General features: G+C 37.9%; 10 protein-coding genes and 5 pseudogenes. 9 read left to right on the top strand and 6 right to left on the bottom strand.

What is annotated here, in order from left to right:
- The first annotated feature begins 44 nt into the window (after window positions 1-44).
- From WG932_RS09000 to WG932_RS08980, 5 genes and pseudogenes are all read left to right on the top strand, one after another.
- A complete protein-coding gene (locus WG932_RS09000; protein WP_483087699.1) occupies window positions 45-1,148 on the top strand; it encodes an o-succinylbenzoate synthase in 1,104 nt (367 codons plus the stop codon).
- A gap of 43 nt (window positions 1,149-1,191) precedes the next feature.
- Window positions 1,192-2,597 (top strand): annotated as a pseudogene (locus WG932_RS08995) (sugar porter family MFS transporter).
- A 96-nt stretch (window positions 2,598-2,693) separates the two neighbouring features.
- Window positions 2,694-3,767, top strand: a complete 1,074-nt coding sequence (locus tag WG932_RS08990; RefSeq protein ID WP_483088607.1) for an AGE family epimerase/isomerase — start codon at window positions 2,694-2,696, stop codon at window positions 3,765-3,767.
- Window positions 3,768-3,868: 101 nt separating this feature from the next.
- On the top strand, window positions 3,869-5,536 hold the full coding sequence (locus tag WG932_RS08985; RefSeq protein ID WP_483087698.1) for an FAD-dependent oxidoreductase: 1,668 nt from the start codon (window positions 3,869-3,871) through the stop codon (window positions 5,534-5,536).
- A 411-nt stretch (window positions 5,537-5,947) separates the two neighbouring features.
- Entirely contained in the window at window positions 5,948-6,985 is a 1,038-nt protein-coding gene (locus tag WG932_RS08980) for an IS4 family transposase (protein ID WP_483087697.1), read from the top strand.
- Window positions 6,986-7,289: 304 nt separating this feature from the next.
- Here WG932_RS08980 and WG932_RS08975 read toward each other — a convergent pair whose 3' ends face one another.
- Window positions 7,290-8,573 carry an acetylxylan esterase gene (locus WG932_RS08975; protein ID WP_483087696.1) on the bottom strand — a complete coding sequence of 428 codons (1,284 nt, stop codon included), beginning with the start codon at window positions 8,571-8,573 and terminating at the stop codon, window positions 7,290-7,292.
- A gap of 512 nt (window positions 8,574-9,085) precedes the next feature.
- Between WG932_RS08975 and WG932_RS08970 the strand changes: the two are divergent.
- Window positions 9,086-9,542: pseudogene (locus WG932_RS08970) on the top strand (cold-shock protein).
- Window positions 9,543-9,886: 344 nt separating this feature from the next.
- Here WG932_RS08970 and WG932_RS08965 read toward each other — a convergent pair.
- The 4 genes and pseudogenes from WG932_RS08965 to WG932_RS08950 all read right to left on the bottom strand — a co-directional run bounded on the left by WG932_RS08965 (window position 9,887) and on the right by WG932_RS08950 (window position 12,392).
- Window positions 9,887-10,195 carry a 5' nucleotidase, NT5C type gene (locus WG932_RS08965; RefSeq protein WP_483087695.1) on the bottom strand — a complete coding sequence of 103 codons (309 nt, stop codon included), beginning with the start codon at window positions 10,193-10,195 and terminating at the stop codon, window positions 9,887-9,889.
- 17 nt (window positions 10,196-10,212) lie between these two features.
- A complete protein-coding gene (locus WG932_RS08960) occupies window positions 10,213-10,401 on the bottom strand; it encodes a hypothetical protein (RefSeq protein WP_483087694.1) in 189 nt (62 codons plus the stop codon).
- Complete coding sequence (locus WG932_RS08955) at window positions 10,398-11,000, bottom strand: hypothetical protein (protein ID WP_014022857.1); 603 nt, start codon at window positions 10,998-11,000, stop codon at window positions 10,398-10,400. The genes WG932_RS08960 and WG932_RS08955 overlap by 4 nt, the downstream gene beginning before the upstream one ends.
- Before the next feature lie 213 nt (window positions 11,001-11,213).
- Window positions 11,214-12,392, bottom strand: a pseudogene (locus tag WG932_RS08950) (aspartate aminotransferase family protein).
- 265 nt (window positions 12,393-12,657) lie between these two features.
- On the opposite strand from WG932_RS08950, the gene WG932_RS08945 reads away from it, so the two are divergent.
- Complete coding sequence (locus tag WG932_RS08945) at window positions 12,658-13,419, top strand: 3-keto-disaccharide hydrolase (RefSeq protein ID WP_014022855.1); 762 nt, start codon at window positions 12,658-12,660, stop codon at window positions 13,417-13,419.
- Between the two features lie 28 nt (window positions 13,420-13,447).
- A pseudogene (locus WG932_RS08940) lies at window positions 13,448-14,790 on the top strand (Gfo/Idh/MocA family protein).
- Window positions 14,791-14,864: 74 nt separating this feature from the next.
- On the opposite strand, the gene WG932_RS08935 reads toward WG932_RS08940, so the two are convergent.
- A complete protein-coding gene (locus WG932_RS08935) occupies window positions 14,865-15,206 on the bottom strand; it encodes a peroxiredoxin (RefSeq protein ID WP_483088606.1) in 342 nt (113 codons plus the stop codon).
- 256 nt (window positions 15,207-15,462) lie between these two features.
- Between WG932_RS08935 and WG932_RS08930 the strand changes: the two are divergent.
- Window positions 15,463-16,283: pseudogene (locus tag WG932_RS08930) on the top strand (DMT family transporter).
- The last annotated feature ends 37 nt before the right edge of the window (window positions 16,284-16,320 follow it).

Here is a 16,320-nt window from a genome sequence, read left to right as displayed (position 1 = left end):
CTTTGGAAGAAAATAACCATATTTGGCTATAGCTAAAAAGAGAAATGACCAAATTATTTACAGTTAAATGCTCAATTATTGCTTATACTTTAGATTTTAAGTTTGAAGCAGGAACCAGTAGGGGAATACTCAAAAATAAGTTAACCCACTTTATTCAAGTTCATTCAGACCAATTTCCGGAGTCAATAGGCATAGGAGAGGCCGGCCCATTAAAAGGCCTAAGCATAGACGATTTTTCCGACTTTCAAGAAAAGGCCAATTTGATTTTGAGAAGAGTGGAGCAAATAAAATTCCAAGCCAATCAAGAGCTCCTTTTAAAGCAAATAGATGAGCTTCAACTTTCTGAGTATCCTAGTATTCAATTTGCCCTCGAAACAGCCTTGTTAGACTTAATAAATGGAGGCAAGCGGGAAATATTTCAAAATAATTTTTTCAACGGTAATTTATTTCTTCCAATAAACGGTTTGGTTTGGATGGGGGATAAGGGATTTATGGAACGTCAAATTGATCAAAAACTTGAACAAGGTTTTGATTGTATAAAAATGAAAATTGGCGCGATTAATTTTGATCAAGAGTGTGAAATTTTGGGGAAGATTAGAGATCGTTTTTCTAGGGATAAAATAACGATCCGAGTGGATGCCAATGGCGCTTTCACGCCCGAAAATGCCCTCGATAGGCTCACAAAATTAAATGAATATGACATCCATAGTATAGAGCAACCGATAAAACCAGGTTTGTTCCGAGAGATGAATAAGTTATGTAAACAATCCCCCATTCCCATAGCCTTGGATGAAGAGCTAATAGGAGTTTATGGAAGGGGGAAAAGACTAGAATTATTGGAGTCAATTGCTCCTCAATATATCATTCTTAAGCCAACCTTGCTTGGTGGAATAGTAGCGACAAGAGAATGGGTTGAGCTTGCCAATAATACCAGTACAGGCTGGTGGATGACCTCCGCATTGGAAAGTAATATAGGGCTCAATGCGATTGCTCAACTTACTGCTAATTTTCAAGTGTCTATACCTCAGGGTTTAGGAACCGGACAACTGTACCACAACAATGTTGATTCACCTTTGATGATTTCAGAAGGTAAATTGTCTTACAATAGGAAATTTGATTGGGAATTACCTGATATTTTTAATCATTAGTTCAAGCATGTTTCATGTTCACTTATTTATAATCCTCCTTTAAATGATAAAAGTAAAAGCTACTTATTATTATATAGTTTTCTTGTCTCTTGTAGCTGCCATTGGTGGTTTTTTATTTGGCTATGATACCGCTGTAATTTCCGGGACAATTAGTGAGGTGACCGAGCAATTTTCCCTTGGTGCTATTGCCCAGGGTTGGTACGTGGGTTGTGCTTTGTTGGGTTCAATTATGGGAGTGAGCATTGCCGGCAGTTTGGCTGATAAGTATGGAAGGAAGAAAGTAATGATTCTCTCAGCAGTACTGTTCTCAGTTTCAGCCATTGGCTGTGCACTAGCAGGTACTTTTAATGGATTAATTGTATATAGAATTATTGGAGGGGCTGGCATTGGCATGGTGTCCATAGTTTCTCCTATGTATATCTCTGAGGTGGCTCCTTCCTCCATTAGGGGAAGCTTAGTTTCCCTGTATCAATTGGCGATTACCATAGGTTTTTTAGGTGCTTTTTTAATGAATTTTCAGTTGTTGAACTTTGCTGAAAGTAACCAATTTGAGATGGATACGGTCCTATACAAAATTTTTAATGAGGAGGTTTGGCGGGGAATGTTAGGGATGGAAACTGTTCCTGCATTGCTTTTTTCCTGATCTTATTGTTGATACCGGAGAGTCCAAGATGGCTTGTTATCAACAATAAAACACTTAAAGCAGAACAGGTTTTTTCCAAGTTATACAGCTCTATCGAATCAGGAAAGCAAAAGGTACAAGAAGTAATGGAGCAATCAGGTCAAATTGGAGTTAGCAATTGGAAGCTGTTAAAAAATCCGGGGATTTTGAAACCTGTACTCCTGGGAATGGCCATAGCAATTCTTGGTCAATTTATGGGGGTTAATGCTGTTTTGTACTATGGGCCAAGTATTTTTGAACAATCTGGATTGAGTGGGGGAGATGCTTTATTTTATCAGGTAATGGTTGGATTGGTCAATGTTTTGACAACCATATTGGCTTTAATTATCATTGACCGTGTTGGGAGAAAAAAATTGGTCTATTTTGGTGTTTCTGGAATGATCTTGTCACTGATATTGATTAGTTTTTATTTTTATGGCAGTGATATTTATGCCTTACCATCGATTTTCTTGTTGGTGTTGTTTTTGGCCTATATCTTTTTTACCGCCATTTCTATTTCTGCTGTAATTTTTGTTTTGTTATCAGAAATGTATCCCAATAAAATCCGAGGATTGGCCATGTCTATTGCAGGATTTTCTCTTTGGTTGGGCACTTATTTGGTTGGGCAATTGACACCTTGGTTTTTGGAAAATTTTGGGCCTTCAGGTACTTTTATGTTTTTTGCTTTGATGTGCTTTCCCTATTTATACATCATATGGAAAAAGATTCCGGAGACAGCCGGCAAAAGTTTGGAAGAAATAGAAAACTACTGGTTAGAAAAAAGATAAAAAACGATAAGGAATGAAGCAATACCTGGATTTATATAAAAATGAATTATTAAATAATGTAATCCCTTTTTGGGAAAAGAATAGCCCTGATAACGCATATGGTGGTTTTTTACTTGTCTTAACAGACAGGGAGAAGTCTATGATACAGATAAATATGTATGGCTACAAGCCAGGCAGGTATGGATGTTTGCTATTATGTACGACCAAGTAGAGGCTAAAAAAGAATGGCTCAATTTGGCAAAACAGGGGGCAGAATTCCTCATTATGCACGGGAGGGATGATAATGGTGCTTTTTATTTTTCATTAGACCAAAAAGGAAGCCCTTTGATTCAACCTTATAACATATTTTCCGATTGTTTTGCAGCCATGGCTTTTGCTGCCCTAAATAAGGTGGAACCGAATGAATCCTATGCTTCCTTAGCAGTGAATACCTTTGAAAATATTTTGAGAAGACGAGACAATCCAAAGGGTATTTACAACAAAACATTTCCCGGGACAAGAGATTTAAAAAGTTTTGCCTTACCTATGATTTTAAGCAATTTAACGCTTGAAATGGAGTCATTGCTTGATAGGGAGAAAGTTGAAGAATTGGTTCCCTCGGTAATTCATGAAGTGATGGAGGTATTTTATCAAAAGGAATCCGGCTTGATTTTGGAAAATGTGAATTTAGATGGAAGTTTTTCTAATTCTCATGAAGGAAGATTAACAAGTCCTGGACATGCCATTGAGGCCATGTGGTTTATGCTGGACTTGAGTCAAAAGTATAAGGATGAAGAGTTGTGTCAGAAAGCCATCACAATAGGCTTAAAAACTTTGGAGTATGGCTGGGATAAAGAATATGGAGGGATTTATTATTTTCTGGATATTTTGGGTCGTCCTTCAGAGAAGTTAGAATGGAATCAAAAATTGTGGTGGGTTCACTTAGAGACTTTGGTGTTTTTGTCGAAAGCTTATGCCATTACGGGCAATAATGATTGTCTTCAATGGTTTTATAAGGTACATGAGTATACTTGGGATCATTTCAAAGATCCCGATTCCGCAGAATGGTTTGGTTATCTGGATAGGTATGGTAAAATCCAATTACCCCTCAAGGGAGGAAAGTGGAAAGGTTGTTTTCATGTACCCCGTGGCCTTTTTCAAGTTTGGAAAAGTCTTGAAAAAATTCAATGAACAATTGTTTATCCTTAGACCTTAAATGAAATGGGAGGGAATTGTATCCCTCAATAAAAAGCAGGATTGATATTTTATACAAAGTAAAAAATTATCACATAATGAATAGAAGAAACTTTATGGGCAAGGTGGTAATGGGAGGAGGAACCATTGCCACAGCTGCACTTTCAGGTTTACCCGCACATGCCCATCAAGAAGCAAAAAGGGTTCGAATCAGTGAAAGCGGAAAAGTATTCAAAGCAGATCTGATCATTGCAGGAGGTGGATTGGGTGGTTGTTCAGCTGCATTTGCAGCTTTGAGAAATGGTTTGTCAGTGGTGATGACCGAAGAGACAGATTGGTTGGGAGGTCAATTGTCTCAGCAAGGGGTGCCCCCTGATGAACACCAATGGATAGAAACACATGGAGCCCCCGAATTGTACCGGGTTTTTAGAGAGAAAATCAGAGATTATTACAAAAGGTGTTACCCTTTGACACCTGAAGCCGCATCAAATAAAAGGCTCAATCCCGGTGGAGGTTCGGTTTCAAGACTATGTTTTGAACCCAAGGTTGGTCATCTTGTCTTGCAAGAAATGTTTGCTTCCTATGAAAGTTCTCGAAAACTAATTATCCTTAAGCAGCACAAGATACAGACTGCCAAAGTCCATGGAAAAAGGGTGCAATCACTCACAGCTAAAAATTTAATTACAGGGAATACTTCTTTATTGGAAGGCGAATATTTTGTAGATGCTACAGAACTTGGAGACTTGCTTCCTCTCACAGGTACGGCTTATGTCACTGGAAGTGAAGCGAAAGGAGACACCGGAGAGTTTCATGCGGGAGTGACTCACCGGCCGGAAAATAACCAAGCCTTTACAGTATGCTTTGCTATGGATTATGTAAAAGGTGAAGATTGGACCATTCCTAAGCCTTCTGATTACGAGTTTTGGAGAAATTTTGAACCTCAAATGAATCCTCCTTGGGCAGGAAAAATGCTGGAACTAAATTACAGTAACCCTAAAAACTTAAAGCCAAAAGCCCTTGGTTTTCATCCTGAAGGTGGTAAAACTGGCAATAACTTAAATTTGATGGTTTACAGGAAAATTATAGCGCAAAAAAATCACCAACCGGGCTTTTACGAGGGAGATGCCACTCTTGTCAATTGGCCTCAAAATGATTATGTATCTGGTAATATTGTGGACGTAAGTGAAGAAACCTTTAAAAAACATGTTGATGCAGGAAAACAACAGAGCCTGTCTTTGCTTTATTGGCTTCAAACTGAGGCCCCTCGTCCAGACGGCGGTAAAGGTTGGCCAGGTCTAAGGCTCAGGAATGACCTGATGGGAACAGAAGATGGTTTAGCTAAATACCCCTATGTTAGGGAGTTCAGAAGGATAAAAAGTTTGTTTACTGTTTTAGAGGAACATGTAGGTGCTACTCAGCGGGCGAAGGTGTCAGGCTTGGAAGGGAAGGATTTAAAGGCTGCAGTCTTTCATGACAGCGTAGGAATAGGTTATTACCATATTGATTTACATCCTAGTTGTGAGGGAGACAATTACATTGATTTTGGGTCTTTGCCATTTCAGATACCCTTAGGGGCATTGATTCCACAAGAAACAGAAAATCTTCTGCCGGCCAATAAAAATATTGGCACCACTCATATAACGAATGGATGCTACCGCTTACACCCGGTTGAATGGAGTATAGGAGAAGCTGTAGGTATGTTGGTGCCTTTTGCAATTAGTAAAAAGAGCAACCCAAAAATATTCGGGAAAACAGTGGTTTATTGAATGAATTTCAATCTTTTGTAAGGTCTCAAGGAATAGAAACGAGTTGGCCTGAAAGTTAAACCCGAAATATCAATGTCGTTTAGTTAAGGAAATTTTATTATTTTTAGGAAAGAAAAGGGAGCGTAGTTTTTTTGAAAATAATCTAACAACAATCAAGTCCTTTTCCTTTTCGAAGGACTTTTTAAAACTATTAAAAAACAATATAGAAAATGGATTAACACGCGATAGGTTCCGTACGACTAACACTGCGTTTGTTCGTCAGCGGTGTTTGGGTTTTACAGATCTTATCTACTTCATGTTGGGCCTGGGTAAATCGAGTGTTCAGCAAGAACTTGATAATTTTTTTCCGACAAATCGGTCAGCTATTCCAAAGGAGCATTCAGTCAGCAACGATCCAAACTAAACCCCAAGGTGTTTACATGGCTCAATGAACAACAATGTTCTTTTTATTATAAAAAAGCCAGCCATATTCGTAAATGGAAAGGTTTTCGGCTTATAGGTATCGACGGCAGTACTTTGCAGCTTCCTTACAGCAAAGAATTGGCAAAAGGTTTTGGCCATTTCGAAACCCGGACTGAAAACGGGAGAAAAGTAGTGTTGGCCCGTGTTTCCCAAGCCTACGATGTACTCAACCAAATCAGTATAGATGCCAAGATCAAACATTACAGGACAAGTGAACTTGCTCTGTGTGAAAGTCATCTTCCCCGTCTAGGGCAGAGCGACCTGCTTATAATGGATAGGGCTTATGCGGCCTTTTGGCTCATGTCCACATTGGTTCAGCAACAGAAATCCTTTGTCATCAGGGTAAAGGCAAACAGATGGAAACATGCAAAAGCATTTTTAGCATCTACCCAAAAACAGCAGATCATAGAGGTATCCCCTTCCAAAGAGGCCTTAAACAGGTGTAGGGAAAGGAATATTCCTACTGAGGCACTCAAATTAAGGCTCGTACGGGTACCGATTGCATCAGGAGAAGACCATATATTGATAACCAACCTAGTTGACCATAGGAAGTACCCTGTCAAGGAAATACGTGAGCTTTACAGGAAAAGATGGCCTGTTGAAGAGTCTTTCAAGCTACTCAAAACCAGGGCGGAACTTGAAAACCTGAGCGGAAAGACGGCCAGGGCCGTTCTCCAGGATTTTAATAGAATCATTCTCAGGGCCAACTTGAGCAACATCCTCAGTAAAACACTTACCAAAAAAGGGATTGACCACTGTAATAAAAAACGGAAAAACACTTATCAGATCAACAGAACCCAGGCGTATCGTAAAACCAAATCTATAATTGATCAACTCAAACAAGGAATGGACAAAATCATTGGAAAAATATCTGATTATGCTTTCAAACTGTTGCTTCAACTTGAAATAGTACGGCCCAACAGGTCAGTTCCTAGAATAAAAAGGTATACTGCCAGACCCAGTAATTTTATAACTTATAAACCTTAACTAAACGACATTGCCCGAAATATGCAATAGACAATCTATTACGTGCTGAAATCGCCTTAAAATCAGCCACTTCGTTGCTGTTTTCAATTTCACCATAGCGGTGCTATGCTAAAATCTCCAAACAGCCTGATTTTCCTGCGATTGCAACACTCATCACGAAACCATTACATAATCCGGGTTAAATAATCTTTATTTTTAGGAGAAATATAAAAAAGCTTGAAAATCATTGATTTTCAAGCTTTTTTATTGCTATAGCCCTAGTTATGTGATAGATAGGCTATTATATATTTTAGGTAAACCTTCCTTATTGGGCTCCAATTTTTTTAATTAACCATTCATGGCCCTCTTTGCTTTGTTCAGCATAACGCCAGTGTGCCGCATCATGATAAAGGGACAATTCTTTTTCTCCGGGAACAACATTGTAAGCTGAATACATGGAGGTAGGAGGACAAACATTGTCATTAAATCCCCAAGAATAAAAGCCGGGCACTTTTACAAATCGCGCAAAATTTACCACATCATAATATTTTGATGTTTCAATTCTGTCAGGCTGATTGCTCCATTCATCCCTAAATAAATGAGGCCAACCACCGGCCCTACCATGAAGGTAACCAGTTAGGTCAGAAAGGGCAGGATAGTAACTTACCAAATATTTAATTCTTTCATCTAAACCGGCTGTGATGATAGATAAAGCCCCACCTTGACTTCCACCCATTACACCAATATTTTCGCCGTCAAATTCTTCTTGAGCAAAGATGAAGTCTACAGCCCTAACACATCCTAGGTAAACACGCTTGTAGTAATATTTGTCTTTGTCATCCAAGAAAATACGGTTATAGTTAGCCAATGCACCGGCTCTCAAATCATCGTACAGTGATGAATTGTATAAATTTACAGGGATACCATGAATGCCAATTTGAAGTGAGATGACATTTTGATTGATATTGGCGCCATAGTAAGGTCTGATTCCGGCACCGGGAACATGCAGGATCGCAGGATATTTTCCCGCTTTCTTTGGCTTTGTTAAGATGCCATATATTTCACCACTAATGTTTTTAAAGGATACATGGTAAACATTGGTGTGGTGGGTAGATCTTTCAGGGATTAAGGTCAATACAGGCTCCAAAGGAATGTCTTTTAAAGCTGCTTTACCCTTGCCCCAAAATTCTTTGAAATCGTCAGGTAAGCTAGTCGTAGGCTGAATCTCTAAAGGTGCAATTCCGGCTGTTCCTGTATTCGTATACGTTTCTCCATTTTCTTTATAAGTTACTTGACACCTTACAAAACCGGGAACATCTAGTTTTCCACCTTTCAAAGTAATAGTTCCTTTTTTTAAAATTTCGGTACCGGTTAATACAGGTTCCATTTTTTCCGGACCAATTTTATATTCAATTTCAGCCCCTTCTACTAGCTGTCCGAATTTATAAATGGCTACATCAAATGATATGTTATCTCCTTTTTCATAAATTTTATCAGTTGATGAAGGGCTAACCATAATCCTGATAAGGTCTCCTTGTTGTGATTGAGCAGATACAAATCGGCTGAAGACCAGTCCGATTAAAAGTAACAATAAAACGTGTTTTTTCATTGAACAATGATTTTGTTTAATTTTGGTTTTTTGAATTAATAAATTGTCAGGTAATAAAGTTATAAACTAATGGCTTTTAAAGCCAAAAAGTACAATAAATATTCAATTTATAATGATGGATGGGTGTAATTCATGAGCTAGGTTATGAGGATTGGTTCAAGTAATACCTGTAAGCTTATTAATTTCTGATATTCCTGAAACCCTGAACTTTCTAAGTGAGTAGTTGGGGAAGGAACGATTTTTTAGGTTAAATAACCTTAAAGTAGGGTTTAGACCTTCTTTTAAAAATATATTCATGGTATGAAATAGGAATAATCCATTATTTTGGCCAAATTTGTACTTACCCAGAGAAATAATACCCGCTAATTTTATAGAAAGTACCGGATTGACCCGTATTTTTTCATTCCGCAAGTGCTACGAATAATAATAAAATTAGGAAGATTAAATTGGTGTTTACTGGATTATTGGTCTTATAGCCGGCAGAAAACTAACGAAAGAACAAAAAATAATTTATGGCAAAATCGAAAGAAACTTTTAACAAAAAAGAAAAAGAGAAAAAAGATTAAGGAAGAAGAAAGAGAAGGAAGAAAAAAAGAAGCTAGGAAATCTAATTCCAACAAAGGGGGAGATCTTGATGACATGATAGCCTATGTAGACGAAGATGGTAATATCACTTCAACCCCACCGGATCCTACTGTTAAGAAAAAGAAAATTGAGCTAGAAGATATTGAGGTAAGTGTATCTAAACAAGCTCCAATTGATCCTGAAGATCTAAGAAGAAAAGGAAAAGTTACCTTTTTCAATGAATCTAAAGGTTATGGCTTTATTAAAGACCTTGAATCTCAGGATAGTATATTTGTCCATGTAAAAGGATTGGTTGATGATGTCAGAGAAAATGACCAAGTAACCTTTGAAACCGAGAAAACGCCCAAAGGTTTAAGTGCCATAGATGTGAAATTGGCAACTTAAGCCGTTGTGCTTATTGATATATAAAACTTTTGAAATGAGCTGGGTTTTTTTGATTTGTTACCTTTAAATGGAGCACTAAAGCCTCAGACTATATTATAAATCCATTCGCCTTTATCGTTTCCCGGTAGTTGTGAATGGATTTTTTATTTGGTATTGGGCTGAGAATGATTAATTCAATCCTTAAACAATTTATTTTATCCGAATTAGGTGAAAGGGTTTCCTAAGCTGTCGAAAAATAGTGTGTCCAATGTAAAGCAAAGAATTGGGTGACTTTGGGGCTATTTGAGCGTGAGTGCAACGTAGGTCTACTGGAAAAATAATTATGAATTAAATTAATCTGCGGTTTACAATAAAATCTCCTTCAGTTCTTCCCAGCTATTGACTCTTTCATGATTCTTTGGATTTGCATTTTCATTGTGCGGTTGGGTAAATAAATAAGTCTTCCCTTTGAAATAGTCAAGGTTCTTAAAGTGATCATCTATCATGATGTCAGTATTGATGATTTCCTTTGAACCACAAAATACCATTTGTTGCCAGGTAATAAAAGGAAAGTGTTTACTTAACCACAAGTGTTTTTCACCAAGACTTAATGGGAATTCAGTAGCAGCAGAAACAATAAAGACCTTGTAAACCTTAGCTATTTCTTCTACCACCTTCCTAGCCCCTGTAATTAGTGGTGCTGTCTCAAAAAACCTTTGGAGTTTACGTGTTTTAATAGGTGCGGAAATGCCTCACCCTCTGTTAAACCAATCATATCCTTTTGGCTAAGACGCTCGCCGGTTTCTGCAAAATGCATCTCTATAAATTGAGCATAGACATCTGCCAAAACCCCGTCCATGTCTATGGCAATAGTTTTCATGAATCTTTCTTATTTAAAGCATCCACTAATTGGCGATTGAGCTTTCTCTCCCTTTCCAAAGTGTTTCTTCTGTGTAATTCAAATTCTTCACGAAGATCCTCTAAACTTTGTTGGGTTTCTGCAGTCACTTGGTGGCTTTTTTTAAACCTAAAATAAGAAATAACAAGTGTTAGAATCAAAAGAATGATAATGCCCCAAACCAAATTATTGTAAAAATTCTTGTGCAATAACATCCCAAAAATACTGAAGCTGTCCTTCTCTTCAACCGCTCGGTCAAAATCGGCTTTGGTGGTACTCAGTTTTTGATTCAAGTCATTTATCTGGGTTTTGTTCTCTTGCAAGGTAACCTTCAACTCCTGAATGGTAGATTTATACCCACTTAATGAATCTAGAATATTGTTTTGCAATTTTTCCAGTGAACGTAATTTTATGACTTTGTATTCTTGGTAATTGGTGGAAATCTTTTTAATATATTCAAATTGCTCTTCAATCGTACCATTCTCCAATTCTGCTGTTGAGGGAGCGGTTTGTTCCTGAGCTGATAAGGTAAAGCTTATGGATAAAAATAAGGTGAATAAAAAATGGCGAATCATCATCATACAATTGGTTAATTTATTTATTGTTCTATTCCTAGATTATCAATTTCCGTGCAAAATAAGTAAAATTTAAAATTTATGTCTATTAGCAAGGTGTACATTCTCCATCTATATTTGTCAAGCAAATGTTAAATGTCATGAATTTTTTGATAAAATATTTCTTGTGCCTCAAAATTCTCAATAGAAAAAGCGCTGCACAGAGTAAATTACTATTTTTTAAACTTCCTCAATGGCTTTTAGAATACTTTCACAAGCGGTGTGAATTTCTTCATTTGTTATGGTCAAAGGAGGGGCTATTCTCATGGCATTGTCGCAGTATAAAAACCAATCGGTGATCACTCCATCTTCAATGCAACGGTCAATGATCGGTTTTAATATTTCAAATGATTCAAAAGCTACGGCCATCATTAAGCCTTTGTTTCTTATCTCCTTTATTTTAGGATGTTTTAGTAAGCTTCTAAATAAATTGGCTTTTTCTTCAACTGTTTCAATTAAGTTTTCTTTTAAAATCACTTGAATGGTGGCTAGGGAAGCTGCTGCACTTACCGGATGACCACCAAATGTTGTGATATGGCCTAAAAGTGGGTTTTCTTTGAATACTTCCATGATTTTTTGGAAGCGATAAAGGCTCCTATAGGCATTCCTCCCCCATGCCTTTGGCACAAACCAGTATATCCGGAACGATACCGAAATGTTCAAAAGCCCAGAATTTCCCAGTCCTGCCGAATCCTGCCTGTACTTCATCCAAGATTAAAAGGGTGCCGGTTTGGTTACATTTTTCTCGAAGGGCCTTAAAATACAACTTGTCAGCGACTCTTATCCCTGCTTCACCTTGAATGGTTTCTAGGATTATTGCCGATGTTTCTGTGCTTATGTGATTGAGTTGTTCCCGGTCGCCGTATTGGATGTTTCTCACACCCGGTAATAGAGGCCTATAGGCTCTTTTGAATAACTCATTCCCCCCACGGACAATGCTCCATGAGAAGAACCGTGATAGGCATCATTGCAGGAAATTATTTCTCTTCGGTTATTGAATCTTTTGGCCAGTTTTATGGCACCTTCAATGGCCTCGCTTCCACTATTTACCAAGTAGACATTGTCAAGACTGTCCGGTAATGTTTTAACAATGGCTTCAGCTAGAAGCGATTGAGGTTGTTGTACATATTCTCCATAAACCATTAGGTGTAAGTATTTGTCCAATTGTTTATGAATGGCTTCCAATACTTTGGGGTGGCGATGACCGATATTGCTTACACCAATGCCAGAAATTAAGTCCATGTATTTTTCACCATTAGGACCAAACATATAGACACCTTCTGCCTTCTCAATTTCTATCAAGAGAGGGAAATCAGTTGTTTGGGCCAAATGTGATAAAAATAACTGTCGGTTGTTCATAATAATCAATACGAATGAAAATATACTGGGATTAATTACCACTTTTTGTGGCAATCTTCAGCAAAACAAAAGTAATCATAATATGGCCTGTAATGAAACCTTAATTGATTAAGGTAGCTTAAAATGATTTTTATTAATCGAAATTTTAAGCATTTTAAAGTAGGGAATTCGCCCTAATAGAGAAATTTATGCTTATAAATTAGGGTTTATCTCCTACAAATCATTTAATTTGAGAAACACATTTTCTTAAACCAAAAATACACCAATGAAATCTAAATTATTTTCTTTGTTTTTAGTCTTGGGCGTTACTGTTGCTTTTTCTGTTTCAGCCCAAGAAAAAGATATTAAATTGCCACCTCAAGCTACTGAGTTTTACGAGCCGGTTGTACAGCCGGTGAAGCCAGGGAATGAAAACCACTTGCCACCGGCGGATGCTATTGTACTGTTTAATGGCAGTAGTTTGGATGCTTGGGTAAGTGAGAAAGATGGGAGTTTTCCCAAATGGGAAGTTAAAGACGGTGTTTTCACGGTTGTGGCTAAAACCGGAGGCATTAAAACGAAAGAAACTTTTGGTGATGTGCAAGTTCACCTTGAATGGCGTTCACCAAGCGAAGTAAAAGGAGATGGTCAGGGACGTGGTAATTCAGGATTTTTCTTAATGGGAAAATATGAATTGCAAATTCTCGACTCCTATGATAACAAAACCTATTCTAATGGGCAAGCAGCAAGTATTTACAAGCAACACCCACCATTGGTAAATGCAACACGTCCTCCAGGTGAATGGAACACGTATGATGTAATTTTTACCGCTCCGAGGTTTGATGCTAAAGGTATGTTAATTTCTCCCGCTAGGATTACTGTTTTACACAACGGAATTCTTGTACAAAACAATGTAACACTACATGGGCCTACGCAATATATAGGTATTCCACATTATGTGGAACATGAGGAAGAGCTGCCTTTTCATATCCAGGACCATGGCAACCCCGTTAGTTTTAGAAATATATGGGCAAGAAAGTTAGATTGATTTTCCATTCTAGAAATTAAAATTAACGATGAACTCCAGAAGAAAATTTATTCATAAATCAATCCTTACTTCTGCAGGCTTGGCCACTTTACCCAACCTATTATCCGCAGAACATTTAAGCGCTCGGTCTAAACGTATTGGCGCCAATGATCAAATTAATTTCGGTTTAATTGGATGCAAAGGCATGGGTTGGTCAAATATGCACAGTCATTTGAGGATTCCTGAAGTCAACTGCGTTGCATTGGCAGATGTGGACCAAAGTGTATTGGACCAACGTACCGAAGATGTTTACAAACTACGAGGAAAAAGGCCCAAGCAATACAAGGATTACAGGCTGATGCTTGAGGATCCGGATATTGATGCAGTAATTATTGGCACACCTGATCATTGGCATTGCCTGAATTTGATTGACAGCCTTTCAGCAGGGAAACATGCCTATACAGAAAAGCCTCTAGCCAACTCTATAGAAGAATGTAACCTTATGGTCAAGGCGGTAGATAGGTATGGGAAATTGGTGCAGGTGGGACAATGGCAACGGAGTGGCTCTCAATATGCACAAGCCATCGATATGGTTAAATCCGGGAAATTGGGGAACATTAGGTTAGTCAAAACCTGGGCCTATCAAGGCTGGATGAATCCCGTTCCACAATTGCCAAATAGCCAGCCTCCTGCAGGTGTGGATTACAAAATGTGGCTTGGTCCCGCTCCTGATCGACCTTTCAATGCCAATAGATTCCATTTTAACTTCCGTTGGTTTTGGGATTATGCAGGAGGATTGATGACAGATTGGGGAGTGCATGAAATTGATATTGCCCTTTATGCCATGGGGGTAAGCGCACCAAAATCTGTTATGGCTTCAGGTGGCAAGTTGGCTTATCCAGATGACGCTTCAGAAACTCCGGATACTCTCCAAACTGTCTATGAATACGATGGATTCAATATGTTATGGGAGCATGCAACCGGGATAGATGGAGGGAATTACGGAACCACTGAGGGTATCGCGTTTATTGGTAACAATGGTACGTTGGTGGTCAATAGAGGGGCTGGAAGATCATTGCAGAAACCGAGAATGTAGATGGGAAGAAAAAGGAGAAAATTGAAGCCTTAGAACTTATCAAACCGGAGTGGCCTGCCCAAAGGATGCATAGCAAAAACTTTGTGGAAGCCATAAAAGCCAACGACCCAACTTTACTTAATTGTGGTATTAAAACCGGCTCTGTCGCAGCAATCAATGCCCATATGGGAAATATAGCCTATAAATTAGGAGAGAAAATCTATTGGGACGCAGAAAAAGGCCAGTTTACAAGCCCAAAGGCAAATAAGTTAATCAAAGCCAACTACAACAATGGTTGGAAATTACCTAAAGTCTAAAATCAGATAAAAGGGAGGTACTTAGCCTCCCTTTTTTAAATGTTTCAACGTTGATTACGAAACTTATAGCATAATTAGTAATTTTCAAGCATCTTTTGGATGTGGGCTTTTGCATTGAACATGTCTTGAAACTCATCTTGAATGACGTGTCCTTTATCAAGCAGATAGGTTACTCTTTTTGGTATGCCTATGATTGGTACTAAGGCATCGTATTTTTTACATACCTCTCCTGAAGTGTCAGAAAGTAATTCAAATGGTAAATTATTTGATTTCTTGAAACGAAGATGGGTTTCCATATCATCTCTGCTGATCCCAATAATCGGTAGATCCAAATCCCTGAATTCTTCAAATTGATCTCTAAATTCACAGGCCTGGGCGGTACATCCTCCGGTGAAATCTTTTGGATAAAAATATATTACACAAGCTTTACCAAAAAATCTCTTGAAAGTTTAAAATCAGAACCTGAAGTAGAAGGTAATGTGAAGTCCGGTGCTTTTTGCCCTTTTCTTAATCCCATATTTTTTATTACTCAAACAATTTTTGATAGAAATAGTTTTCTTTTCCTGCTTTTATCTTTTTCTAGGAACCAATTTATACAAAAAGGACTTTTATTGGGGGAATTTTTATTCACTATTTAAAGCGTTTATTTTGAGTAATTCAAGTGTAAAGCACATGTTGCTGGCTGTGTGTTTTTTCGCACTAATGAATGTAGTTGTAAAAACATTACCCCATATTCCGGCCATTGAAATTATCCTTTTTCGATCTGTATTTAGTTTTATTGCTAGTTACCTTATCTAAAAAAACAGTCCGTACCTGTATTTGGGAATAATAAAAAGCTATTGGTGATAAGAGGAATTGTGGGTTCTATAGGCTTGATTACATTTTTCTATACCTTACAGAACATTCCTTTAGCAAGTGCTGTCACAATTCAATATTTAGGTCCAATATTTACTAGCATCTTAGGGATTTTCATTGTAAAGGAAAAGGTCAAACCTAAACAGTTTTTTTTTTTTGCCATTGCCTTTTCCGGAGTGATAATGATTGAAGGTTTTGACCCGAGGATCAATGGTCTGTTTCTAGCTATTGGTATTACTTCAGCCTTGTTTTCTGGCTTGGCCTATAATGTGATAAGAAGACTAAAAAATACAGAACACCCATTGGTCATAGTGTTTTATTTTCCACTTGTTACCATTCCAATTGCAGGAATAATTAGCATATTGTACTGGAAACAGCCGGAAGGCCGGGATTGGTTTTATCTCTTATTGGTAGGCGTTTTATCACAGCTTGCTCAGTATTTTATGACCATTGCTTACCAAAATGCGAATTTAGCCAAGGTGTCTAACTTAAATTACTTAGGGATAATTTTTGCGCTCGGATTCGGATATGTTCTCTTCGAAGAAACCTATAATTTGTATACTTATGGAGGGATGTTATTGGTGTTAACCGGTGTGATCCTAAACTTTTTGTATGCGAGGAGGCCTGAGACAAAATAATGGCTTAAAATATGGTTTAAGCCGCTTAATCCTGTAA

This window comes from Cyclobacterium sp. SOCE241, assembly GCF_056867545.1.
Note: the sequence above shows the minus strand (reverse complement) of the source record. Positions and strands in the feature narration are given on the sequence as shown.